Source organism: Pseudomonas sp. Sample_11 (genome assembly GCF_004307505.1).
Lineage (GTDB): Bacteria > Pseudomonadota > Gammaproteobacteria > Pseudomonadales > Pseudomonadaceae > Aquipseudomonas > Aquipseudomonas atacamensis.
On sequence record NZ_RCOD01000063.1, the window covers coordinates 15,685 to 36,697 of the forward strand.

25 protein-coding genes and 2 tRNA genes are annotated in these 21,013 nt (G+C 59.8%); 15 read left to right on the forward strand and 12 right to left on the reverse strand.

From position 1 onward, the window contains the following. Positions 1-9: 9 nt before the first annotated feature. A complete protein-coding gene (locus tag D8U60_RS17510; protein ID WP_024013478.1) occupies positions 10-1,356 on the reverse strand; it encodes an MFS transporter in 1,347 nt (448 codons plus the stop codon). Positions 1,357-1,710: 354 nt separating this feature from the next. Between D8U60_RS17510 and D8U60_RS17515 the strand changes: the two genes are divergently transcribed. Together D8U60_RS17515 and D8U60_RS17520 are read left to right on the forward strand one after the other, a co-directional pair. Next, the gene (locus tag D8U60_RS17515) at positions 1,711-2,424 is read left to right on the forward strand and encodes a FadR/GntR family transcriptional regulator (protein WP_130900595.1); all 714 of its coding nucleotides are present in this window, start codon (positions 1,711-1,713) and stop codon (positions 2,422-2,424) included. 91 nt (positions 2,425-2,515) lie between these two features. Next, complete coding sequence (locus D8U60_RS17520) at positions 2,516-2,746, forward strand: hypothetical protein (RefSeq protein ID WP_024013477.1); 231 nt, start codon at positions 2,516-2,518, stop codon at positions 2,744-2,746. 112 nt (positions 2,747-2,858) lie between these two features. Here the strand turns inward: D8U60_RS17520 and D8U60_RS17525 are convergent, their stop codons facing one another. After that, positions 2,859-3,773 carry a DMT family transporter gene (locus D8U60_RS17525; RefSeq protein WP_241663550.1) on the reverse strand — a complete coding sequence of 305 codons (915 nt, stop codon included), beginning with the start codon at positions 3,771-3,773 and terminating at the stop codon, positions 2,859-2,861. Between the two features lie 101 nt (positions 3,774-3,874). Here D8U60_RS17525 and D8U60_RS17530 point away from each other — a divergent pair, with 101 nt between their 5' ends. Further along, positions 3,875-4,741, forward strand: coding sequence for a LysR substrate-binding domain-containing protein (locus D8U60_RS17530; protein ID WP_024013475.1), 867 nt, complete (start codon positions 3,875-3,877; stop codon positions 4,739-4,741). A 222-nt stretch (positions 4,742-4,963) separates the two neighbouring features. Here D8U60_RS17530 and yegQ read toward each other — a convergent pair whose 3' ends face one another. Then, entirely contained in the window at positions 4,964-6,292 is a 1,329-nt protein-coding gene (gene yegQ, locus D8U60_RS17535) for a tRNA 5-hydroxyuridine modification protein YegQ (protein WP_130900597.1), read from the reverse strand. A gap of 156 nt (positions 6,293-6,448) precedes the next feature. On the opposite strand from yegQ, the gene D8U60_RS17540 reads away from it, so the two are divergent. Then, a complete protein-coding gene (locus D8U60_RS17540; RefSeq protein WP_024013473.1) occupies positions 6,449-7,510 on the forward strand; it encodes an AI-2E family transporter in 1,062 nt (353 codons plus the stop codon). On the opposite strand, the gene D8U60_RS17545 is transcribed toward D8U60_RS17540, so the two are convergent. The 3 genes from D8U60_RS17545 to D8U60_RS17555 all read right to left on the reverse strand — a co-directional run bounded on the left by D8U60_RS17545 (position 7,507) and on the right by D8U60_RS17555 (position 8,597). Next, a complete protein-coding gene (locus tag D8U60_RS17545) occupies positions 7,507-7,689 on the reverse strand; it encodes a hypothetical protein (protein ID WP_016770690.1) in 183 nt (60 codons plus the stop codon). The two genes, D8U60_RS17540 and D8U60_RS17545, sit on opposite strands and share 4 nt — an antisense overlap. A gap of 103 nt (positions 7,690-7,792) precedes the next feature. Next, positions 7,793-7,987 (reverse strand): hypothetical protein, encoded by a 195-nt coding sequence (locus tag D8U60_RS17550; RefSeq protein WP_016770691.1) that lies wholly within the window; start codon positions 7,985-7,987, stop codon positions 7,793-7,795. A gap of 229 nt (positions 7,988-8,216) precedes the next feature. Then, the gene (locus D8U60_RS17555) at positions 8,217-8,597 is read right to left on the reverse strand and encodes a hypothetical protein (RefSeq protein ID WP_024013471.1); all 381 of its coding nucleotides are present in this window, start codon (positions 8,595-8,597) and stop codon (positions 8,217-8,219) included. A 243-nt stretch (positions 8,598-8,840) separates the two neighbouring features. On the opposite strand from D8U60_RS17555, the gene D8U60_RS17560 reads away from it, so the two are divergent. Then, positions 8,841-9,659: a shikimate 5-dehydrogenase gene (locus tag D8U60_RS17560; RefSeq protein WP_071172956.1), complete on the forward strand. Its 819-nt coding sequence runs from the start codon at positions 8,841-8,843 to the stop codon at positions 9,657-9,659. Positions 9,660-9,859: 200 nt separating this feature from the next. Further along, positions 9,860-10,378 (forward strand): cupin domain-containing protein, encoded by a 519-nt coding sequence (locus D8U60_RS17565; protein WP_122698462.1) that lies wholly within the window; start codon positions 9,860-9,862, stop codon positions 10,376-10,378. 128 nt (positions 10,379-10,506) lie between these two features. Here the strand turns inward: D8U60_RS17565 and D8U60_RS17570 are convergent, their stop codons facing one another. Further along, positions 10,507-11,151: a DUF480 domain-containing protein gene (locus tag D8U60_RS17570; protein WP_016775349.1), complete on the reverse strand. Its 645-nt coding sequence runs from the start codon at positions 11,149-11,151 to the stop codon at positions 10,507-10,509. A 125-nt stretch (positions 11,152-11,276) separates the two neighbouring features. Between D8U60_RS17570 and D8U60_RS17575 the strand changes: the two genes are divergently transcribed. After that, the gene (locus tag D8U60_RS17575; RefSeq protein ID WP_016775348.1) at positions 11,277-11,786 is read left to right on the forward strand and encodes a DUF1993 domain-containing protein; all 510 of its coding nucleotides are present in this window, start codon (positions 11,277-11,279) and stop codon (positions 11,784-11,786) included. Positions 11,787-11,989: 203 nt separating this feature from the next. Here D8U60_RS17575 and sstT read toward each other — a convergent pair whose 3' ends face one another. Continuing rightward, complete coding sequence (gene sstT, locus D8U60_RS17580) at positions 11,990-13,219, reverse strand: serine/threonine transporter SstT (RefSeq protein WP_122703700.1); 1,230 nt, start codon at positions 13,217-13,219, stop codon at positions 11,990-11,992. A gap of 307 nt (positions 13,220-13,526) precedes the next feature. Here sstT and D8U60_RS17585 point away from each other — a divergent pair, with 307 nt between their 5' ends. Continuing rightward, entirely contained in the window at positions 13,527-14,684 is a 1,158-nt protein-coding gene (locus D8U60_RS17585; RefSeq protein WP_024013467.1) for an MFS transporter, read from the forward strand. Here D8U60_RS17585 and nhaR read toward each other — a convergent pair. After that, entirely contained in the window at positions 14,679-15,578 is a 900-nt protein-coding gene (nhaR, locus tag D8U60_RS17590; RefSeq protein ID WP_016775345.1) for a transcriptional activator NhaR, read from the reverse strand. The two genes, D8U60_RS17585 and nhaR, sit on opposite strands and share 6 nt — an antisense overlap. A 133-nt stretch (positions 15,579-15,711) precedes the next feature. Here nhaR and D8U60_RS17595 point away from each other — a divergent pair, with 133 nt between their 5' ends. Together D8U60_RS17595 and D8U60_RS17600 are read left to right on the forward strand one after the other, a co-directional pair. After that, complete coding sequence (locus tag D8U60_RS17595; protein ID WP_024013465.1) at positions 15,712-15,954, forward strand: hypothetical protein; 243 nt, start codon at positions 15,712-15,714, stop codon at positions 15,952-15,954. A gap of 29 nt (positions 15,955-15,983) precedes the next feature. Further along, positions 15,984-16,733: a TerC family protein gene (locus D8U60_RS17600; RefSeq protein ID WP_016775343.1), complete on the forward strand. Its 750-nt coding sequence runs from the start codon at positions 15,984-15,986 to the stop codon at positions 16,731-16,733. Between the two features lie 126 nt (positions 16,734-16,859). Here D8U60_RS17600 and D8U60_RS27680 read toward each other — a convergent pair whose 3' ends face one another. After that, positions 16,860-17,027 carry a hypothetical protein gene (locus tag D8U60_RS27680; RefSeq protein WP_016775342.1) on the reverse strand — a complete coding sequence of 56 codons (168 nt, stop codon included), beginning with the start codon at positions 17,025-17,027 and terminating at the stop codon, positions 16,860-16,862. A gap of 235 nt (positions 17,028-17,262) precedes the next feature. Between D8U60_RS27680 and D8U60_RS17605 the strand changes: the two genes are divergently transcribed. The 3 genes from D8U60_RS17605 (at position 17,263) to D8U60_RS17615 (ending at position 18,450) form a co-directional block, all read left to right on the forward strand. Continuing rightward, on the forward strand, positions 17,263-17,934 hold the full coding sequence (locus D8U60_RS17605; RefSeq protein ID WP_130900598.1) for a peptidase C39 family protein: 672 nt from the start codon (positions 17,263-17,265) through the stop codon (positions 17,932-17,934). A 90-nt stretch (positions 17,935-18,024) separates the two neighbouring features. Beyond that, positions 18,025-18,231, forward strand: a complete 207-nt coding sequence (locus D8U60_RS17610) for a DUF6021 family protein (protein ID WP_024013462.1) — start codon at positions 18,025-18,027, stop codon at positions 18,229-18,231. Positions 18,232-18,243: 12 nt separating this feature from the next. Further along, positions 18,244-18,450 carry a hypothetical protein gene (locus D8U60_RS17615; protein ID WP_071172948.1) on the forward strand — a complete coding sequence of 69 codons (207 nt, stop codon included), beginning with the start codon at positions 18,244-18,246 and terminating at the stop codon, positions 18,448-18,450. Between the two features lie 54 nt (positions 18,451-18,504). Here the strand turns inward: D8U60_RS17615 and pbpG are convergent, their stop codons facing one another. Together pbpG and folD are read right to left on the reverse strand one after the other, a co-directional pair. Further along, positions 18,505-19,443 (reverse strand): D-alanyl-D-alanine endopeptidase, encoded by a 939-nt coding sequence (gene pbpG / locus D8U60_RS17620; RefSeq protein ID WP_016775339.1) that lies wholly within the window; start codon positions 19,441-19,443, stop codon positions 18,505-18,507. A 230-nt stretch (positions 19,444-19,673) separates the two neighbouring features. Next, positions 19,674-20,528: a bifunctional methylenetetrahydrofolate dehydrogenase/methenyltetrahydrofolate cyclohydrolase FolD gene (gene folD / locus D8U60_RS17625; protein WP_130900599.1), complete on the reverse strand. Its 855-nt coding sequence runs from the start codon at positions 20,526-20,528 to the stop codon at positions 19,674-19,676. A gap of 275 nt (positions 20,529-20,803) precedes the next feature. Here folD and D8U60_RS17630 point away from each other — a divergent pair. Both D8U60_RS17630 and D8U60_RS17635 read left to right on the forward strand, forming a co-directional pair. Beyond that, positions 20,804-20,880, forward strand: a tRNA-Arg gene (locus tag D8U60_RS17630). 32 nt (positions 20,881-20,912) lie between these two features. Further along, positions 20,913-20,988, forward strand: a tRNA-His gene (locus D8U60_RS17635). Positions 20,989-21,013: the final 25 nt, after the last annotated feature.

Sequence of the window (21,013 nt, forward strand, 5' to 3'; positions counted from 1 at the left end):
GAGACGTAGTCAGGCGTGTTTCGGCGCGGCGTCGGCCACAGCCTTTTCAGCAGCGGGTTTGGGCGTGGTGCGCGCGGCGAAGACAATGATTGCGGCGATGATCGAGGTCGCGGCCAGACCATAGAGGCCGCCCTGAATCGAGCCGGTGTGTTGCTCCAGCAGGCCGAAGGTGGTCGGTGCGACGAAGCCGCCGAGGTTGCCCACCGAGTTGATCAGCGCGATCACTGCCGCCGCGATGCGTGCATCCAGATAAGCCTGGGGAATCGGCCAGAACAGCGACGAGGCGGATTTGAAACCCAGTGCCGCAAAGCAGATCGCGACGAAGGCAAAGATCGGCCCGCCAGTGGTGGACATGAACATCCCCGCTGCGGCGATCAACAGGGCAGTGGCGACCCAAGCTTGTTGATGTTTCCACTTCGCCGACAGCGAGGCGAAGGCGTACATGCCGACGATCGACAGCAACCATGGAATCGAGTTGAACAGGCCGACCTGCACGTCGCTGAGTTCGCCCATCTTCTTGATGATGCTCGGCAGCCAGAAAGTCGCCGCGTAAATGGTCAGCTGAATGAAGAAGTAGATCAGGCAGAACAGAATGATCTGCCGGTCCTTGAGCAGTTTGCCCAGCGACGGCCGGATCGGCGTCGCGGCTTCGCGGGCCTTTTGCTCGTCGTCGATGGCGCTGACCAACGCATCCTGTTCGGCGCGGCTCAGCCATTTCGCGTCGTGGGGTTTGGCATCCAGCCAGAACCAGACAAACACGCACAGGCACACCGAGAACATCCCCTCGATGAAGTACATCCACTGCCAGCCGTGCATGCCCAGCCCATTGATCTGCAGGAGCAGACCGGACAGCGGACCGGAGATCAGCGAGGCCACGGCCGAGCCGCTGAGGAAGATCGCGATCGCCTTGCCACGTTCGACGCCTGGCAGCCAGCGGGTGAAGTAATAAATCACCCCGGGAAAGAAACCGGCCTCGGCGACACCGAGCAGGAAACGCAAAATGTAGAAGTGGGTTTCGTTCTGGATGAACGCCATGCAGGCGGCGACTATGCCCCAGGTGAACATGATGCGGGTCAGCCAGATGCGTGCGCCGACTTTTTGCAGAAGCATGTTGGACGGCACTTCGAACAGCGCGTAACCGATAAAGAACAGCCCAGCGCCGAAGCCATAGGCGGCAGCACCGATGCCCAGATCGGTTTCCATGTGGGTGCGGACGAAACCGATGTTCACCCGGTCAATGTAATTGACGATGAACATGATCACGAAGAGCGGCAGGACGTGGCGTTTGACTTTGGAGATGGCGGAGGCGAGCGTCGGATCGACGCTGTCCTGCATCCCGGAGATGGAGGTTTTCACTGATGTTTCTCCCACTGATTATTTTTATGCGGGTAGGACTGAGTGCTGCGTTGTTGCTAGACATCATACAACTGTAATTTTTTGTCCTACAAGTGGGGAGGGCGATCAAATTCTTCTGATTGTGCGGTTTTTTATGCGAAAACCGGATTCTAGCTCGTATTTATTGATTGTTGCGTCAATCGAGCGGAGCGCATTGTTGATATGTGAATGGTGGTGCGTGATGGCTGGCTATCGAAAATATTCGACGTAATTGAGTGTTGTCATACAAGTTGATGGCCCGTCGACCGCTAAAATCCATCTCAACCGTCATCCCGCAGTGCTACGATCGGCAAGCCCCGATCACCGGAACCGATCATGCAAGAAGACCTCGACGCGCCCGCGCGCAAACGCACGCACAACCTCGCTCATGACTTGGTGGAAAAGCTCACCCAGAGCATCCTGCTCGGACAACTGTCGCCCGGTGACAAGCTACCGTCGGAGAACTCCATCGTTCAGGAGCACGGGGTCAGCCGCACGGTGGTGCGCGAGGCGATTTCCAAGTTGCAGGCCTCGGGGCTGGTGGAGACGCGCCATGGCATCGGTACTTTCGTGATCGAGCGCGCCGCGGAGCACGGCCTGCGCCTGAACGTCGATACGGCGCTCGGTGTGCGCAGCATTCTCGAATTGCGCATGGGCCTGGAGACGCAAGCGGCGGCGCTGGCGGCGCAGCGGCGCAGTGAGCAGCAGGTGCAGCAGATGCGTCAGGCGCTGGATGACTATCAACGGCTGCTGGCGAACAACGACAGCTGCGTGGAGGCCGATCGGCGTTTTCATCTGCTGATCGCCGAGGCCACCGGCAACGCTTGTTTCAGCGAGATCATGCAGCACCTGGGCAGTGCGATGATCCCGCGCAATCGCCTGAATGCCGCCGAGCGTGGCGCGGCGGATCTGAGCAAGCTCGGGCACTTGGCCAATCTGGAACACGAGGCGATTCTGAATGCGATCAAACGTCAGGACGCCGATGCCGCCCGCGCCGCGATGTGGCTGCACTTGACCAACAGTCGTGATCGCTTTATCGCCCAAGGCTGATGCCGCTGGTCTGATCTACCGCACGCCCTCAGCACCCGCGCTTCCAAGTAATACGCCCCGGATAATCCGGGCCAGTATTGTGAGGTGCAGCATGGCTGATGACTCGCTTGTTCCCGGTGGCATGGCGCCCACCGACCAGACCCGCCCCGTATCCGGCACCGACGAGCCGACCCTGAGCGATCACGATGCACCGCCGGGCATGGACCCGGGGCGCGATCCACTGAGCGATGCCGACCGCCCGGATGACTGGAAGGATCCGCCGGATGACGACGATGTACCGCCGGCGGACGAGCCGACACCGTTGTCGGATGATATGCGCTGAGGTCTCGATTATTCATTGAGTGGGCCGGCCTCTTCGCGAGCAGGCTCGCTCCCACAGGGAGTTTGTGTCATCCACTGTGGGAGCGAGCCTGCTCGCGAAGACGGCATCGGCTTCACTGCAGATTCAAGCCTTTGCTCTCAACTGCTCGAACGACGCCAACCCCACGCTCCAGATTCAACGCCAACACACTGATCAACACCACCACCGCTCCCATCAGCACCATCAACGTCGGCCGTTCCCCCAATCCCCACGACGCAATTCCCATGGCCGTCGGCGGTATCAGATACAAGGTCATCGTCGCCCGACTCAAGTCCACATGCTTGAGCACGAAACCCCAGGCCAGATACGCCAGAGCGCTGGGAAACACCCCCAGCATCAGCACCGCCCACTGCGCACGCGTCGGCGCGTGCATCACGGCGTCAGCCAGCCCCGGCAGATAAATCAGCAACAGCAACGTCCCCGACCACACCGCGTAGCAGCCCAGGCTGAAGCCGTCGTAGCGCCGCGCATGATGCTTTTGCAGGGCGAAATAGAGGCTCCAGGAAAGCGCCGCCAACAAGATCAACAAGCCATGGGCATTGATAGCGCCCATGCCCTTGTCGCCGCTGACTACGATCACCACGCCGACAAATCCAAGCAGCACACAACCCCAACGCCAGAGGCTGACGCGGTCTTTGAACACAAGGCGCGCCAGCAGCGTGCTGAATAACGGGCTCGATTGCGCCAGCACGCTGGAAGCCCCGGCACTAATGGCTTGCTGGCCGATGTTCAAGGCGACGTGATGCAGGCTGACGGCAAAGAAGCTCAAGGCAACCAGCAACGGCACATCGCGCCACTGCGGCAGGCGAATGCCTTTGAAAATTGCGATCAGCGCCATCAACAGCGACGCCAGCAGGAAACGCAGCAAGGCCAGATGTCCGGGATCGTACCCTTGCAAGCCGATGTGAATGCCGGTGGGCGAATAACCCCAGCAGCCGACGACAAACGCCATGGCCAGGATGATTTTGCAGGTAGAAGTGGAAGTCATGATTGAGGCACCAAGGCAGTGGATGCGCCGAGTATCCGGGCGCCCGATCATTCGCCACAACTGACTTATACTGCGTCGACTGTTCACTCAGAGTGATGATTATGGAACTGGCGCAAATCCGCATGTTCAAGACTGTGGCCGAGGTCGGCAGCATTGCCCGGGCCGCTGAAAAGCTGTTCTGCGTGCCGTCGAACATCACCGCGCGGATCAAAGCGCTGGAGGCCGAGTTGGGCGTGGCGCTGTTCTTGCGCGAGGGGCGCGGACTGCGCATCAGCCCGGCGGGGCAGACCTTTCTGGTTTATGCGGAAAAGATTCTGGCGCTGACCGTCGAAGCCAAACGCGCGCTCGACCCGGCCGCCGAGCCGTCCGGACCGCTGCGCATCGGCGCCATCGAGTCTTCGGCGACCGGGCGCTTGCCGCGCCTGCTGGCGAAATTCCACAAGCGCTACCCGCAAGTGGCACTGGAACTTACCACCGGCACCTGGAGCCAGTTGCTCGACGACACCGTCAACCATCGCCTGGATGGTGCGATCGTGGCGGTAGATGTCGAACGTGCTCAGCTCAAACGCACGCCGATGTATCGAGAGGAATTGTTACTGATCGCCTCGACTTCATTCGGCCCGGTGCGTGACATCGCGGATCTGCAAGACAAAACCCTGTTCATGTGGCCACCGGGTTGCCCATACCGCGCGGCACTTGAGCATTGGTTACTGCGCCGAGGGCAGGCGCTGCCGATTGTCAGTCTGGCCAGTTACGGAGCGATTGTCGGCTGCGTCAGCGCCGGTGCCGGGGTGGCGCTGGTGCCCAGGGGCGTGTTCGAGCAGTACGCCAAAGGCGCGGGCTGCGAGGGTTACGAGTTCGCTGAACTGAGGGCGATCGAGAACTTGTTTTACTGGCATGAAAACGCCGGTGTGCACCCGGCGCGCGAGGCGTTTGTAGGGATGTTGCGTGAGGAGTTTGCCCAATAGAAAAGCGGCGCTCACCCCAGCCCTCTCCCGGAGGGAGAGGGGGCCAACCGAGGTGTCTTGCGCCAGACATCGACCTGAAAGTCCGAGCCGATTATGGATTCACGAGCACAACCAGGGCTGTGTAGTTTGCGGCTTCAGCGGTCCCCGTTCAGGTCAGCGTACCTCTGAAATATCCCCCGATCAGTCCCCTCTCCCTCTGGGAGAGGGCTAGGGTGAGGGGATTCAGGTCCGCGGCAAATCCCGCATCAACAACCCAAAGCGCAAATCCACCGCATCCGGTATCGGCACGTACACCGTATGCCCGTCCCCCGGCGCCACTTCGATCGCTTGGCCGCTGACACTCTGCAATTCATGCAGATCAAAATGGAAATTGCCCTTGGGCGTCATCAGTTCCAGATGATCGCCCACGGCAAAACGATTCTTCACTTTCACCTCGGCCAGGCGATCCCGGCGCTCGCCGGTCAGCTCGCCAACGAACTGCTGTCGCTCCGACACCGAACTGCCGTGCTGATAGTTCTGATATTCGTCGTGCACATGGCGGCGCAGAAAACCTTCGGTGTAGCCGCGCTGGGCCAACGACTCGAGATCCAGCATCAGGCTGCGATCGAACGCGCGCCCGGCCACGGCATCATCGATCGCCCGGCGATACACCTGAGTGGTGCGCGCGCAGTAGAAATGCGATTTGGTCCGGCCTTCGATCTTCAATGAATGCACGCCCATGCGCGTCAGCCGCTCGACATGCTGCACCGCGCGCAGGTCCTTGGCGTTCATGATGTAGGTGCCGTGTTCGTCTTCGAAAGCCGGCATCAATTCATCGGGACGATTGGCTTCCTGCAACAGAAAGACCTGATCGGTCGGTGCGCCGAGGCCCAGCGTCGGCTCGGGTTGAAAGGTCTGGACGATCTCTCCGAGCTGGTTTTCCGTGGCTTGTTGCGCCATGTACTTCCAGCGGCAGGCGTTGGTGCACGTGCCCTGATTGGCATCGCGTTTGTTCATGTAACCGGAAAGCAGGCAGCGCCCGGAATAGGCCATGCACAGCGCGCCGTGCACGAACACTTCCAGCTCCATGCCCGGCACCTGCTCGCGGATTTCGCCGATCTCTTCCAGCGACAATTCGCGCGACAGAATGATCCGGCTAAGTCCCTGTTGCTGCCAGAACTCGACGCTCGCCCAATTCACCGTGTTGGCCTGCACCGACAGGTGAATCGGCATCTGCGCAAAATGCTGGCGCACCAGCATGATCAGGCCCGGATCGGACATGATCAGCGCATCCGGGGCCATCTCGATCACCGGCGCCAGATCCTTGAGAAACGTCTTCAGCTTGGCGTTGTGCGGGGCGATGTTGACCACCACGTAGAAGCGCTTGCCCTGCGCCTGCGCCTCACGGATGCCCAGCGCCAGGTTGGCGTGGTCGAATTCGTTGTTGCGCACCCGCAGGCTGTAGCGCGGCTGGCCGGCGTAGACCGCATCGGCGCCATAAGCGAAGGCGTAACGCATGTTTTTCAGGGTGCCGGCGGGGGCGAGAAGCTCGGGGGCGATGAGAGTTGGCATTTGGGTGTCGGTCGCAAAAGCCGCGCAGGGTAGGGCAGCTGTTGCGAGGGTTTATTGATCTGGATCTATGCTCCATGAATAAACATGGCACTCGCGCGCTCGGCGGCTGACTAAGTGGGGCGGGCGTGCGTGACGCCTGACTGACATGGACCGGATATGAACGAAAAGAGTCTGCAATTCAAATCCCTGACAGTGCTGCTGGTGCTGGTCACGGTGGCCTTTATCTGGATTCTGCTGCCGTTTTACGGCGCGGTGTTCTGGGCTGTCATCCTCGGCATTCTGTTTGCGCCGGTACAGCGCAGGTTGCAGCAGAAGTTCGGCTTGCAACGCAACGTGACGTCGCTGTGCACCTTGAGCCTGTGCCTGGTGATCGCGATTCTGCCGGTGATCATCGTCAGCATCCTGCTCGTGCAGGAAGGCGCGACGGTCTACAAGAACATTGAAAGCGGCGAGCTGGACATCGCTGCGTATTTGGCGCAGTTCAAGCACAGCCTGCCGCCGTACTTTCAGCACTTGCTCGACCGCTTTGGCATGGGCGAACTCGACAGCTTGCGCGAGAAGATCGTCAAAGCGGCGATGCAGGGCAGCCAGGCGCTGGCGACTCAGGCTTTCAGCTTCGGCCAGGGCACATTCGAATTCGTGGTGAGCTTTTTCATCATGCTGTATCTGCTGTTTTTCTTCCTGCGTGACGGCCCCGAGCTGGCGCGCAAGATGCGCACTGCCGTGCCGCTGGAAGAAAACCACAAGCGCCGCCTGCAACTGAAGTTCAACCGCGTGGTGCGCGCCACGGTCAAAGGCAACGTGGTGGTGGCCGTGACCCAAGGCGCGCTGGGCGGGTTGATTTTCTGGTTTCTCGACATTCCCAGCGCGTTGCTCTGGGCGGTGCTGATGGCGTTTCTGTCGCTGTTGCCAGCGGTGGGCGCGGGGATTGTCTGGGCGCCGGTGGCGGTGTACTTCCTGCTCAGCGGCATGATCTGGCAGGGCGTGGTGCTGGGCTTGTTCGGAGTATTCGTGATTGGCCTGGTCGACAACGTGCTGCGCCCGATCCTGGTCGGCAAAGATACCAAGATGCCTGATTACCTGATTCTGGTTTCCACCCTCGGCGGCCTCGCGGTCTTCGGCCTCAACGGCTTTGTGATCGGGCCGCTGATTGCCGCGTTGTTCCTGTCGAGCTGGGCGCTGTTCGTCGAGACCAAGCCCAAGGTGCAGCTGCCTTAGGCATGAAACGTATTGCTGGCGACTTGTTGCGACAAGGCCTGTGCTGCTGGCAAGGAGGTGAGCGGGCCGCTGATCGGCTCGCCATCGCGCACCAGATACCAGCAAGCGAGCAAACCGGATGCACGCAGCGAAGCGGGAACTGCGCTGCCGATCACCGACATGATTTGAACCTGTGCCATGGGAAAAACTCCATCAAACTGATGGGGCTACCTTAGGGATTTGCCGGCACGACGGACAATCAACGCTTTCGATAGTGGTCATTGATGCCAGTGAGGTCTGGCGTCATTCCACCACTTGATCGAGCATGTGCATGACTTCGCGCTCATTGAGCAGGCCCTTGTGCACGAGGTTTTCGGCGAGCAGGGACAGCAGCTTGGCGCAGCGATGGCCTTCCAGATGCTTGAGCTCGGTAAGTGCGCTGTACACCTTGCTCGAGGTGCACAGACCGACGATGCGGTGCGGGTTTTGTGTGGGCATACAGTCGTCCTTGTTGTTATCGATCTGTTGTTTACGGACGGATTCAGATTGCGGTTCCGTCATGACAAAGCGGTGACCGTTCGATGAAAAAAGCCCGACGGTCGATTCCATCATGCCGACTTTAGCTGCTCGCACTGTCCTCACAGCGACCTTGGCGAGATTTTTTCAGACGTTGGCCGACCAGCGGTCATAAAAAAGCCCCGCTCGAAAGCAGGGCTCTGTGTTGCGCTTACCAGCGTGGACCGCCGTAGTAGCCATGCGGGCCGCCGTAGTAGCCGTGGGGCCGACCGTAATAACCACGAGGCGGGCCGTAATAGACGGGGGCCGGCTGCACGTAGACCGGTTGTTGTACATACACCGGCGCCGGCTGGTAATAGACCGGTGGCGGCGGTTGCTGCACGTAGACCGGTTGCGGCTGCACATAAACCGGTTGTTGTTGCACATACACCGGCCGATCCTGGTTGATCAGTGCCGAGCCGATGATGGCCGAGCCGACGATCGCGCCAAACACTGCAGGGCCCTGCCAGCCATGGCCACCACCCGCTTCAGCCTGGCCGGTGACGGCGAGTGCGCCAATCAACAAAGCCATGATGGGAAGTTTACGAATCATGATAAGTCCTCGGTTCTTCGACCCGGCGCCGCGGCCTGAGTCAGGCCCACAGTTGTCGCGGGGATACAGCTAAGACAGCAAATTTGCGAAATTCAGCACAGCCGCTGGGTAAATTTTGTGTAAGGTCTGTACCGGCTTCTTTACCCGGCTGCGCGGCGCCACAAACAAGCCCAAATGATGATTCAGAACCCGGTGGGCTGGCCAACCCCGTCCATCCGAAAGTGCGTTTGAAGGAGAAGTTTCATGCAGATGAACCCGAACAAAGACACCCAACTGTGCATGTCCCTGTCCGGGCGCCCGGGGAATTTCGGTCTGCGTTTTCACAACCATTTGTATGAACAGCTGGGCCTGAATTTCTATTACAAAGCGTTCAGCAGCCAGGACCTGACCGGCGCGGTCGGCGGCATCCGGGCACTGGGCATTCGCGGCTGCGGCGTGTCGATGCCGTTCAAGGAAGCCTGCATTGCGCTGGTCGATGAGCTGGATGCGTCGGCGGCGGCGATCCAGTCGATCAACACCATCGTCAACACTGGCGGCCACCTCAAGGCCTACAACACCGATTACATCGCCGTCGCGCAATTGCTGGAGAGCCACGCGGTGCCGAAGGATTCCACCTTTGCCCTGCGCGGCAGCGGCGGCATGGCCAAAGCGGTGGCCAGCGCCCTGCGCGATGGTGGCTACCAGAACGGTTTGATTGTCGCCCGTAACGAGCGCGCCGGCCGCGCCCTGGCGGATTCGCTGGGTTATCGCTGGCAGGCCGAGCTGGGTGACGAGCGCCCACAGATGCTGATCAATGTCACCCCGGTGGGCATGGACGGCGGGCCGGAGGCGGGGCAACTGGCGTTCGAGCCTGAAGTGATCAAAGCGGCTGAGACTGTATTCGACGTGGTGGCGATCCCTTCGGAGACGCCGCTGATTGTGCGTGCGCGGGCCGAGGGCAAGCGAGTGATCACCGGGCTTGAGGTGATTGCGATTCAGGCGCTGGAGCAATTTGTCCTGTACACCGGAGTGCGGCCGAATGAGGCGCAGTTTGCGGCGGCGGTGGATTTTGCGCGTAGCTGATTGATCTTTTAGTGGCTGGGCTGGGCTCTTCGCGAGCAGGCTCGCTCCCACAGGTTGAGCGTGTTCCTCCAGTTGGAATGCGATTGAAGGTGGGAGCGAGCCTGCTCGCGAAGGCCGCGCTGCGGTTCTGGATCACTATCTATAATCCTCGCCAGCACGCACAGATGTGCCCACCACAAAAACCCTAACCGAGGCCGCCCATGCATCCGCCCATCCTCAATCTCAACGAGGTCGAACTCGAAGCCCTTCCCGAAGCCCTGGCCCCTGAAGGCGAAACCGCTGGGCGTTATCAGCAGCGTTTCGCGCGGATCGGTCAGCAACTCGGTGCGCAGAAACTCGGTTACCGTCTGTACGCGCTGCCAGCAGGCATGCGCGGCAGTCCATTCCACAGCCATCGGGTCAATGAGGAGATGTTCTACGTGGTGGCCGGGGAGGGCGAGGTGCGGTTGGGAGGCGAGCGTTTTCCGATCCGCGCCGGTGATGTGATCGCCTGCCCACCGGGCGGACCGGAGAAGGCTCACCAGATCATCAATACCAGCGCGGGCGAACTGCGTTATCTGGCGGTGAGCACTCAGCAGCAGCCGGAGATCTGCGAGTATCCGGATTCGAACAAGTATGCGGTGATGGATAATTTCGCGGTGGATGCCGAGGGCAATGCCTCGGGCTTTGTCGCTGTCGCGCGGCAGGTGGATGGGGTGGATTATTGGGATGGGGAATAAAATCTGAAATTCGCACATGTCCCCTGTGGGAGCGAGCCTGCTCGCGAAGGCGGCAGGTCATTCGAGGTCGTGGTGACTGACACTACGCGTTCGCGAGCAGGCTCGCTCCCACAAAGGTTCTGTTGTGATTATTCGAGGCGGGCCAGGCGTTCTTCCAGTGCGGCGATCCGCGCTTCCAGTTCTTCGATACGCTCCAGTGAAACGCCACCGCCCGATCGCTCCCCAGGATTCTGCCGCGCCGCCAGGATCGCTTCGATATCTGCCGGATCGCCCAAGGCATGGGTGTAGCGATCCTCACGCTGCCCGGCCTGACGCGGAATCAATACCGCCAGACCGCGTGCGATCAGCCGTTCAAGCTGATGAACCACCTGCTCGGCGTCCTCGAACTCGTGCATGCGTCCGCTGCGGGTCAGCAGTTCGTTGACGGTCTGCGGACCGCGCAGAAACATCAAACCCGTCAGAATCACCTGTGCCGGCACCAGTTCCAGCGCCTTGTCGACCTTGTGCTCCCAGCGGTCGGCACGGCTGCCCATCACCAGCCGGGTGAAACCACGCCCCTCCAGCGCCCGCAGGCTCTGGCCGACCTGGCCCTGATTGAGGTTCATTACCGGTTCGCGGCTGGTTTTCTGATTGCAGGCCAGCACCAGCGCGTTGAGGGTCAGCGGATAGGTTTCCGGGCTGGTGGCCTGTTTTTCGATCAGCGCACCGAGAATGCGGATTTCCGTGGCATTGAGCCGTGGCTGGTCGGAGGTGGATTCTTGTTCGTTGCTCATCGCGCGTTCCCTCTGCAGTCGAAGCCGCCTAGCCTAATCCTTGCCAAACAAAAGGCAAGCCGTGTGCTCATCAAGCATGGCTATAATCGCCACCACGTATTACCCAGCCATCACATGAGATTGCCATGACCATTTCACTGTACGCCGCATCCGTCCCGGTTTTTCAACAAATGCTCAACGCCCTGAGCGATGTGCTGAAAAAGGCCGAAGCCCACGCCAGCGCGAAAAACATCGACCAGAGCGTCTTCCTGCAAGCGCGTCTGTACCCGGACATGTTCCCGCTGGTGCGCCAGGTGCAGATCGCCGTGGATTTCGCCAAAGGCGTGTCGGCGCGTCTGGCCGAAGTCGAACTGCCGAAGTACGACGACACTGAAACCACCTTTGCCGAGCTGCAAGCGTTGATCGCCAAGGTCCTGGCCTTCATCGGCGAGATCAAGCCAGAGCAGATCGATGGCAAGGAAGGCATCGAAATCGTCACCCGTCCGGGCACGCCGAAAGAGAAGCGCTTCAGTGGTCAGGCGTATCTGCTGACTTACGGCTTGCCGCAGTTCTTCTTCCACGTCACCACCACCTACGCGCTGCTGCGTCATAACGGCGTGGAAGTGGGCAAGCGCGATTACATGGGCGCGTTCTAAACACCCGGATACGAAAAAGCCCGCCAAGGTTCGCGCCTTGGCGGGCTTTTGTTTGATCGTTCCCACGCGCAGCAAAGGAATGCAGCCCGGGACGCTCTGCGTCCCATTCAGAGCCGAACGCGGAGCGTCCGTTGAGGCATTCCCACGCAGAGCGTGGGAACGATCTGTAAACTCCCGGGCTTCCGCTTCTCCTATGGCAGCGATTACGCGCGCTGAGCCTTCTCTTCTTCGCCCAGGCAAGCCGCCGCGGTAAACAGCACGTCAGTCGACGAGTTCAGCGCGGTCTCCGCCGAATCCTGCAGCACGCCGATAATGAAGCCCACCGCCACGACCTGCATGGCGATCTCGCTCGGGATGCCGAACAGGCTGCACGCCAGCGGAATCAGCAGCAGCGAACCACCGGCCACACCCGAAGCACCACAGGCGCAAATCGCGGCGACGACGCTGAGCAGGATCGCGGTCGGGATGTCCACGGCGATGCCCAAAGTGTGCACCGCCGCCAAGGCCAGCACGGTAATGGTGATCGCCGCACCGGCCATGTTGATGGTCGCACCCAGCGGGATCGATACCGAGTAGGTGTCTTCGTGCAGGCCCAGGCGCTTGCTCAATTCCAGGTTGACCGGAATGTTCGCCGCCGAGCTGCGGGTGAAGAACGCGGTGATGCCGCTTTCGCGCAAGCACATCAGGGTCAGCGGGTACGGATTGCGGCGCAGCTTCCAGAACACGATCAGCGGGTTCATCACCAGCGCGACGAACAGCATGCAGCCCAGCAGCACCGCCAGCAGGTGCGCGTAGCCGAGCAGCGCGCCGAAACCGGAGGTGGCCAGTGTCGACGCGACCAGGCCGAAGATGCCCAGCGGCGCGAAGCGAATGACCACGCGGACAATCACGGTGACGCCGTTGGACAAGTCACCGAGCACTTCGCGAGTGGTGTCGCCAGCGTGGCGGATGGCAATGCCCATGCCGATCGCCCAGGCCAGAATGCCGATGAAGTTGGCATTCATCAGCGCGCTGACCGGGTTGTCGACGACGCTCAGCAACAGGCTTTGCAGCACTTCGCCGATGCCGCCGGGCGCAGTCACGGCAACATTCTCGGTCGATAACACCAGATTCGACGGGAACGCCATGCTGGCGACCACGGCCACCACCGCAGCGCTGAATGTACCCAGCAGGTACAGGAACAGGATCGGGCGGATGTGGGTTTCCTGACCGTGCTTGTGGTTGGCGATCGAGGCCATCACCAGCACGAACACCAGAATCGGCGCCACGGCTTTCAACGCCGAGACAAACACCTTGCCGATGAACGCGGTGGACTTCGCCAGCTCCGGTGCAATCAGGGCCAGGGCAATGCCGGCGATCAGACCAATGACTATCTGGGTCACCAGACTCAGGCGTTTCAGGCGTTGCAGTAACGAAGGGGATGAAGCGGTCATAGCGGCATCTCTGTTTTTTATAGGGTGCGAAGCGTCGTGGGCAGTCACGAAACGCCTGTCGAAGTGACATCAACGCCGCCAAACGGCACGTTGAACAGCTGTACGATTTTCAGGGCGCGGACTTTATCACAGCGTAGGCGTGAACCTTCAGACCTGTGACGATCTGCCACCGGATCGGCCCGGCAGATCGGCAGTTTTGGGCAACTCAGTGCGGACGCAGTCTGTTAAGCTTCGCCATCCTCATTTTCAAGTTCTGCCAGCGGGCCTCCGGGTCATCGCTGGTGTCGTCGTTTTGCTGGAGTTGCGCATGCTGTTGCCTATTCTTCTGTTGTCCGCCGCCGGGTTCACGGTGCTGACCACGGAATTCGTCATTGTCGGCCTGTTGCCGGCGATCGCCCGAGACCTCGAAGTCAGCATCCCGCAAGCCGGGCTGCTGGTGACCTTGTTTGCCTTTACCGTGGCGCTGTTCGGCCCGTTCCTGACCGCGTATTTCGCCCGTTTCGAACGGCGCAAACTGTTCATCAGCATTCTGATCATGTTCGGTCTGGCCAATACCGTTGCAGCGTTGGCACCGAACATCTGGGTGATGGCCATCGCACGGTTGATTCCGGCGTTGGGTTTGCCAGTGTTCTGGGCATTGGCCAGTGAAACCGCCGTCGACATCGTCGGCCCGGATTTCGCCGGCCGCGCCATCGCCAAGATCGGCTTCGGCATCGTCTGCGCCACTGTGTTCGGCATTCCGGTCGGCACGCTGATTTCCGACGCGTTCGGCTGGCGCAGCGCATTCGGCATTCTGGCATTGATCGCGTTTGCCAAAGCCTTGTTGCTGTTTGTCTACCTGCCGAAAACCAGTCTGCACCAGCATCAGGTCAGCTTCCGTTCGCAGTTCAAGATCCTGCGCAGCCCGCTGATGCTCGGCCATATCTTGTTGTCGATTCTGGTGTTCAGCGGCATGTTCACCGCTTACACCTACCTTGCTGACATCCTCGAACGACTTGCCGGTTTCAACGGCACCGTGGTCGGTTGGTGCCTGATGGCGTTTGGCGCAGTCGGGCTGATCGGCAACTCGCTCGGTGGGCGAGCGGTGGATCGGCATCCGTTGGGGGCGTCGGTGTTGTTCTGTGCATTCATGATCGCCGGTATGGTTTCGCTGGTGCCGAACATTCATTCGCCAGTGGGTCTGGCGGTGGCGATGGGCATCTGGGGCGTAACCCAGGCCGCATTGTTCCTGGTCAGCCATGTGCGCCTGATGAAAGCCGCACCGGAAGCGCCGGCCTTCGCCGCGTCGCTGAACATCGCCGGGGCCAATCTCGGCATTGGTCTGGGCGCGATGGTCGGCGGCCGGGTGATCGACAGTGCCGGGCTGGGCTTCCTGGGCTTTGCCGCTGCCGGCTTCATTTTGCTGTCGGTGTTCCTCGCCATGGTGCTGATGACGCTGAAGCCGCGTGAAGTCTGCGCTTCATAACCCGGTAAACAGCTCGCGTCGGGCACCCTCGGTAATCGCTACGATGCCAGGGTGCTTGACCTTGCGTTCCACCGAAATGGCATAGAACGACTCGCTCACCGCGTCGGTCTGGCCGATCAACTCGACGCCGTACTGGCGCTTCACTTCCTCGGCAATCACGCTCGGACCGATAAAGATCCCGCTGCCGGATTGGCCGAAGGCCTGCATCAAAGCACTGTCATCGAATTCGCCGACAATTTGCGGCTGGATCTGCTGTTCGGCGAACCAGCGCTGCAAACGGCTGCGCACCACGGTTTCCGCGCCGGGAATCAGCAGCGGTGCGCCGTGCAGGCTGCGCGGAAAATCCTGGCCATACTGCGCGGCGAGTTCGGCGGTGGCGAAAAAACTGATCCCGCATTCGCCGAGCTTCTGGCTGTAGCCTTTGATGTCCAGATGCGAAGGCATCGGGCTGTCGGAAATCACCAGATCCAGACGCTGAATGGCCAGATCGGCGAGCAGGCGCTCGAGCTTGTCTTCGCGGCAGGTGATGCGCAGCGGCTCGCTCAATTCCATGGTCGGCGCGATCAGGCGATAAACAATCGATTTGGGCACCACGTCGGCCACCCCGACGCGAAAGAGGATCTGCTGCTCGTTGGGCTGCGCACGCAGCATCAGCTCCAGCTCGCCGCCCAACTGAAACATCTGCTCAGCGTAGGGCAGGGCCTGGCGCCCGGCTTCGGTGAGCTCCAACTGGCGGCCAACCCGGCGAAACAACTCCACGCCATAGGTTTGTTCAAGCAGTGAAATCTGTCCGCTGATGGTCTGTGGCGTCAGGTTCAGTTGCTCGCAGGCGCGGACGATGCTGCCGGTTTTGGCTACAACCCAGAAGTAATGCAGTTGTCGGTAATTGAGCATAGTGATGGCCACTTCGTGAAAACCGAAGTATAGCCGCTAAAAATACGAATTTTCCTGAAGTGTTCATCTCCCTAGAATGCCCAGCCATCGACGGCCGGTGTGTGCGCCTGTCTGTTCATTCGAAGGAAACCTTATGAAATACACATTTCCCGCAGTGATGTTTGCGTCTTTACTGGTTCTGGCCGGTTGTGATCAGGCGGAAAAAAGCGCCCAGCAACTGATGGGCGCGGCGGCTGAAACCGCCAAACAAGCAATCGACGACACCCATAAAGCCGCTGAGCAAGCGCTCAGCGATGCCACTGGTGGTTTGATCGAGAAAAAAGAAACACCGGAAAAACAAGCGGAAGAATCCGAATCTTCCTCCAAGACCATTTAAACCGTCTTACACAGAGTCAGGACTGACCCATGGAATATCTGTTAGAACTCGCCGCCAGCCCCACCGCTTGGGTTGCTTTGGCCACACTGGTGGTAATGGAAATCGTGCTTGGCATCGATAACCTGATCTTTATTTCGATCCTGACCAACAAGCTGCCCGAACAGCATCGGCAGAAGGCGCGCCGTATCGGTATCGGCATGGCCCTGATTCTGCGTCTGGCGTTGTTGAGCACCATCGCGTTCATCGTGCAGTTGACCGAGCCTGTGATCGAAATCCTTGGCCAGGCGTTCTCCTGGAAGGACATGATCCTGATCGCCGGTGGCCTGTTCCTGGTGTGGAAAGCCACGACCGAGATCCATCACAGCATGGACCCGTCGCCGGAAGACCCGAAGACCGCGACTTCCACCGTAACCCTGGGTTTTGCCGCGGCTATCGGTCAGATCCTGATGCTCGACATGGTGTTCTCGATCGACAGCATCATTACCGCTGTCGGCATGACCGAACACTTGCCGATCATGATCATCGCGGTGGTGGTGTCGGTGCTGGTGATGCTGCTCGCAGCTGACCCGCTGGCCAAGTTCATCAACGATAACCCGACGGTGGTCATGCTGGCGCTGGGCTTCCTGATCATGATCGGCATGACGCTGATCGCCGAAGGCTTCGGCGCCCACGTACCGAAAGGCTATGTGTACGCGGCCATGGCGTTCTCGGCCGGTATCGAAGTGTTGAACATGCTGTCGCGCCGGGCGAAGCAGAAGAAGGTTGCTCAGCAGGCGTAATTGCTGAGAACACAAAAAACCGCCTGGGCTGGTTGAGCTCAGGCGGTTTTTTTATTCACCTTTTGCTGAGTTATCGAGAGCGCGCTGCTGCTGAGCGCTCTCATGAGGGAAGGACCTTGTTGGTCCTCAATGCGCAGCAGCGTGTCGCACTGGATGCTTCTCTGTCTTCTCAACCGGCATCGTCTGCACCGGATGATGATGGCGCCGCGAAATCCGCAGCACGCCCCACAACATGGCAGTCGCCACGGCCAGCCAGCCGGCTATCAACATCACAATGGTCATGGTCAGGCTCATTGGTGCCTCCTCTTCGCCCTGCATCGGGCGCCCGCTTTTCGCAATTCGCTCTATTTCAGTGACAGTCTAGTCAATGGGGTGTTTCAAGCTATTGACCAAAGGTCGTTAGTCACCAATCAGTTTGCTCTATGCAATCGCCCGCTCTGCGGTTTAAGGCTATACCGCAGGCGGGTGCGGCTCTATGATCGCTGGCGTTGCCGGAACACGATGACCGGCGTCTGGAAGAGAGTGATTGATGGTGCAGGTATTTTCTCGAGTGCGCGGAGCGTTGCTTGCCGGCGCTTGCGCGGTGGTGCTGAGCGGATGTGCAGGCAATGTAGCGCCTGAAGTCAAACGCTTGCCGGAGCGGGTTGAGCTCAGCGGCACCTTCTATCGTGGCGAAGCCAACCAGAGTGGGCCACAGGTGCTCGCCAGTCTGCTGTCGCAACAAGGCATCGTCATCACCCCAGGCCTTCTGGAAAAACCGCTGCACTTGCCGGGCGCTGAGGACAAGCTGCAGCAGAACATGCAGAACCTTGCTCGCGAATATGGCCTGGTGGTTTATCCGCTCGACAGCAAGCTGCCGGCCTTGCTGACCCAGGTCGCAGCGGGCTACCCGGTCATGGTGCGTTTCAGTGAAGGTTCGGCATTCTGGGCCGAGCCGCGTTACGCGATCCTGTCCGGCTACGATCGCAATAAACAGAAGGTCCTGCTGCGCGCCGGCATGAATCGTCGGCAGTTGATGGATTTCGCCAGCTTTGAATCAGCGTTGGAAAAGGCCGGTGGCTGGGCGATTTTGATTCAGAAACCGGCGCAGATCCCGGCAGCCGTCGACCGCTCCCGTTGGCTGAAAGCCGCCGATGAACTGGCCCAGGCCGGTGAAGAAAACGCTGCGGCGCAGGCGCGAAAGGCTCTGGCGGCGCAATAAACCTCCGTTCGTCATCTGCCGGGCACGACTGCGCCCGGCCGGCCTCTGAAGATTAATGCCCGTGCTTCGCGGGTGAATCAAGGAGGCAACATGGCAGATTCCCCAAACCCGAAAGGCCCGCACTCGTCCGAACATTCCTCGGGTGATGATCTGGGATTCGATCCGGATTCGCCGGACCTTGACGATCCGCAGGTTGATCCCGTCGGGCCGGCGAAGGCGCCGCTGGATGTCGAGCCCGGTGAAGATCCGAAGAAACCGGCCAAGCCCTATGATCCGTTAGCCGATCTGAAACCTTGATGTGAGGTGCATATGAGTACCGATTCAAGCTTCGATGACCACAAACCTGACAGCGTGCCGACCACGCCAGAGCCTGAGGTTGATCCGGTGCTGGACCCGGACAGCCCGATGCGTGACCCGATGGCCCGGCCCAATGTGCTGACGCCGGAGGTTTCGCCAGAGCCGAGCTCGGGCGATGGCATCCCCGATGACGACAAGATGCCGCTGCCCAACGACTGATGCGCAGACGAAAAAAAGCCCCGAAGATTCGGGGCTTTTTCATGAGCGCTGGATCTACTTGGCCGCCTCAACCACGCCGCTCTGACGGCTCTTGAGGTTCTTGTCGGCTTTGTATTGCTGTGCCACCGCAGGAACACTGGCGCTGCGCCCGGTTTCCACCCAGCTGCGGATGCGGCTGGCATCGGCAAAATGCGTGTATTTGCCAAACGCATCGAGAATCACCAGGGCGACCGGACGGTTGCCCATCTTCGTCACCAGCACCAGGCAATGGCCGGCCGGGTTGGTGAAGCCGGTCTTGGTGATCTTGATGTCCCAATCGGCCTTATTGACCAAGTGGTCGGTATTGCGGAAGCCCAGGGTGTAGTTGGGCTTGCGGAACGCCACGGTCTTTTCCTTGGTGGTGGTCAGTTGCACCAGAAGCGGTTGCTTGTGCGCAGCCACCAGCAGTTTGCTCAGGTCGCGGGCGGTGGAAACGTTGCGCTCCGACAAGCCGGTCGGCTCGACAAAGTGCGTGCTGGTCATGCCCAGCGCCTTGGCCTTGGCGTTCATTGCCGCGATAAAAGCAGCGTAGCCGCCCGGATAGTGATGGGCGAGGCTGGCGGCAGCGCGGTTTTCCGAGGACATCAAGGCGATCAGCAGCATCTCGCGGCGTGGCAGCTCACTCTTGAGTTTGACCCGGGAGAACACGCCCTTCATTTCCGGAGTGTTCCTGATGTCGACATCGATCCATTCGTCCATGTTCTGTCGAGCTTCTACCACGACCAGGCCGGTCATCAGCTTGCTGACGGAAGCGATCGGCACGATCACGTCAGGGTTGCTGGAATAGATGACTTTATTGGTCTGCATATCCATAAGCAGGGCGCTGCCGGACGCGATCTTCAAAGTCGAAGCGTCACGTGGGACAGCGGTGGTTTCCGCAGCGTTGATCGTTGGCGTGATGAATGTGCCTGTAACAGCAAACAACAGGCTCAGAATCGAGAGACGAATTTTCACGCGGGCGAACTCTAAAAGGTTGGATATACCGTTAGTTTGTAACGGGTTATTTCTTAAAACCGGCGCATTTTAGGAGTATGGCTGAAGAACTGTCGATGGTTGTTTGTAAGACCTGAAAATCTCGTGAAAAGGCTTGTAAAAAGAGCGGTTTCCGGCGAACGGTTGAAGTTTTTTCTCAGGCATTAAAAACCCCGCACGAGGCGGGGTTCTGGTGCAGCGGAAAAATTCGATCAGACGTGCAGTGTTTCTGCGGCGTAGAGCGTATTTTCCAGCAGGCAGGCACGGGTCATCGGGCCGACGCCGCCCGGTACCGGAGTAATCCAGCCAGCGCGGGGCAGGGCGGTTTCGTAGACGACGTCACCGACCAGTTTGCCGTCTTCCTGACGGTTGATGCCGACGTCGATCACGATCGCGCCTTCCTTGATCCACTCGCCTTTGACCAGGCCCGGTTTGCCGGCGGCAACGACTACCAGATCGGCACGACCGACGTGACCGGCCAGGTCCTTGGTGAAGCGGTGAGTGACAGTGACGGTGCAGCCGGCCAGCAACAATTCCATGGCCATCGGGCGACCGACGATATTCGAGGCGCCCACGACTACCGCGTCCATCCCGTAAAGATCAGCGCCAGTGCTTTCCAGCAAGGTCATGATGCCTTTCGGGGTGCAGGGGCGCAGCAGCGGGATGCGCTGGGCCAGGCGACCGACGTTGTACGGGTGGAAGCCGTCGACGTCTTTGTCCGGGCGGATGCGTTCCAGCAGCTTGGACGCATCGAGGTGATCGGGCAGAGGCAACTGCAGGAGCACGCCGTCGATGGCCGGATCGTCATTAAGGCGATCGATCAGATCGGTCAGGGCTTCCTGAGTGGTGTCGGAGGGCAGGTCGTAGGCTTGAGAGAGGAAGCCAACCTCTTCACAGTCTTTACGCTTGTGCGAGACATAAACCTGAGAGGCAGGATCGCTGCCGACCAGGATCACCGCGAGGCCGGGGGTGCGCAGGCCTTGCTGGCGACGCTCGGCAACTCGTTGGGCGATCTGCTGGCGCAGGCTGGCGGCGATCGATTTGCCGTCGATTAGTTGTGCAGTCATTGCGCGTGATTAACCATCGAGAGGGGAAAAAATGAGAACGCATTCTCGCATGTCGAGCGGTGAGGGCAAAGGCGCTTGGTCAGCAAATTCCTCTAACTCCTTTAATTAAATGAATTTTTTTCAAAAAGGATTTGACGACCTTTGGAGCCCTCTATACTATTCGTCGCACTTGTCGGGCACAGCCTAGCACTGGTTAAGAAGGTGAAGCGGAATCAAGGTTCTGCGACGCTGGAAAGCACTTAGTTTGTAGTCCTTTAAGAGTACAGATTAACAAGGCGCCCGTAGCTCAGCTGGATAGAGCATCCGCCTTCTAAGCGGATGGTCGCAGGTTCGAGTCCTGCCGGGTGCGCCATTAGGCAGCTTTGGCACAAGTAACGCGATATGGTGGGCGTAGCTCAGTTGGTAGAGCACGGGATTGTGACTCCCGTTGTCGTGGGTTCGATCCCCATCGTCCACCCCATATTTCGAAAGGCGCCAGATTTAAC

What these genes read in the sequence shown, in the direction of transcription:
- D8U60_RS17515 (WP_130900595.1), top strand. Translation starts at nt 1,711, where the DNA reads ATGCAAGAAGACCTCGACGCGCCCGCGCGCAAACGCACGCACAACCTC.
- D8U60_RS17520 (WP_024013477.1), top strand. Translation starts at nt 2,516, where the DNA reads ATGGCTGATGACTCGCTTGTTCCCGGTGGCATGGCGCCCACCGACCAG.
- D8U60_RS17525 (WP_241663550.1), bottom strand. Translation starts at nt 3,773, where the DNA reads ATGACTTCCACTTCTACCTGCAAAATCATCCTGGCCATGGCGTTTGTC.
- D8U60_RS17530 (WP_024013475.1), top strand. Translation starts at nt 3,875, where the DNA reads ATGGAACTGGCGCAAATCCGCATGTTCAAGACTGTGGCCGAGGTCGGC.
- yegQ (WP_130900597.1), bottom strand. Translation starts at nt 6,292, where the DNA reads ATGCCAACTCTCATCGCCCCCGAGCTTCTCGCCCCCGCCGGCACCCTG.
- D8U60_RS17540 (WP_024013473.1), top strand. Translation starts at nt 6,449, where the DNA reads ATGAACGAAAAGAGTCTGCAATTCAAATCCCTGACAGTGCTGCTGGTG.
- D8U60_RS17545 (WP_016770690.1), bottom strand. Translation starts at nt 7,689, where the DNA reads ATGGCACAGGTTCAAATCATGTCGGTGATCGGCAGCGCAGTTCCCGCT.
- D8U60_RS17550 (WP_016770691.1), bottom strand. Translation starts at nt 7,987, where the DNA reads ATGCCCACACAAAACCCGCACCGCATCGTCGGTCTGTGCACCTCGAGC.
- D8U60_RS17555 (WP_024013471.1), bottom strand. Translation starts at nt 8,597, where the DNA reads ATGATTCGTAAACTTCCCATCATGGCTTTGTTGATTGGCGCACTCGCC.
- D8U60_RS17560 (WP_071172956.1), top strand. Translation starts at nt 8,841, where the DNA reads ATGCAGATGAACCCGAACAAAGACACCCAACTGTGCATGTCCCTGTCC.
- D8U60_RS17565 (WP_122698462.1), top strand. Translation starts at nt 9,860, where the DNA reads ATGCATCCGCCCATCCTCAATCTCAACGAGGTCGAACTCGAAGCCCTT.
- D8U60_RS17570 (WP_016775349.1), bottom strand. Translation starts at nt 11,151, where the DNA reads ATGAGCAACGAACAAGAATCCACCTCCGACCAGCCACGGCTCAATGCC.
- D8U60_RS17575 (WP_016775348.1), top strand. Translation starts at nt 11,277, where the DNA reads ATGACCATTTCACTGTACGCCGCATCCGTCCCGGTTTTTCAACAAATG.
- sstT (WP_122703700.1), bottom strand. Translation starts at nt 13,219, where the DNA reads ATGACCGCTTCATCCCCTTCGTTACTGCAACGCCTGAAACGCCTGAGT.
- D8U60_RS17585 (WP_024013467.1), top strand. Translation starts at nt 13,527, where the DNA reads ATGCTGTTGCCTATTCTTCTGTTGTCCGCCGCCGGGTTCACGGTGCTG.
- nhaR (WP_016775345.1), bottom strand. Translation starts at nt 15,578, where the DNA reads ATGCTCAATTACCGACAACTGCATTACTTCTGGGTTGTAGCCAAAACC.
- D8U60_RS17595 (WP_024013465.1), top strand. Translation starts at nt 15,712, where the DNA reads ATGAAATACACATTTCCCGCAGTGATGTTTGCGTCTTTACTGGTTCTG.
- D8U60_RS17600 (WP_016775343.1), top strand. Translation starts at nt 15,984, where the DNA reads ATGGAATATCTGTTAGAACTCGCCGCCAGCCCCACCGCTTGGGTTGCT.
- D8U60_RS27680 (WP_016775342.1), bottom strand. Translation starts at nt 17,027, where the DNA reads ATGAGCCTGACCATGACCATTGTGATGTTGATAGCCGGCTGGCTGGCC.
- D8U60_RS17605 (WP_130900598.1), top strand. Translation starts at nt 17,263, where the DNA reads ATGGTGCAGGTATTTTCTCGAGTGCGCGGAGCGTTGCTTGCCGGCGCT.
- D8U60_RS17610 (WP_024013462.1), top strand. Translation starts at nt 18,025, where the DNA reads ATGGCAGATTCCCCAAACCCGAAAGGCCCGCACTCGTCCGAACATTCC.
- D8U60_RS17615 (WP_071172948.1), top strand. Translation starts at nt 18,244, where the DNA reads ATGAGTACCGATTCAAGCTTCGATGACCACAAACCTGACAGCGTGCCG.
- folD (WP_130900599.1), bottom strand. Translation starts at nt 20,528, where the DNA reads ATGACTGCACAACTAATCGACGGCAAATCGATCGCCGCCAGCCTGCGC.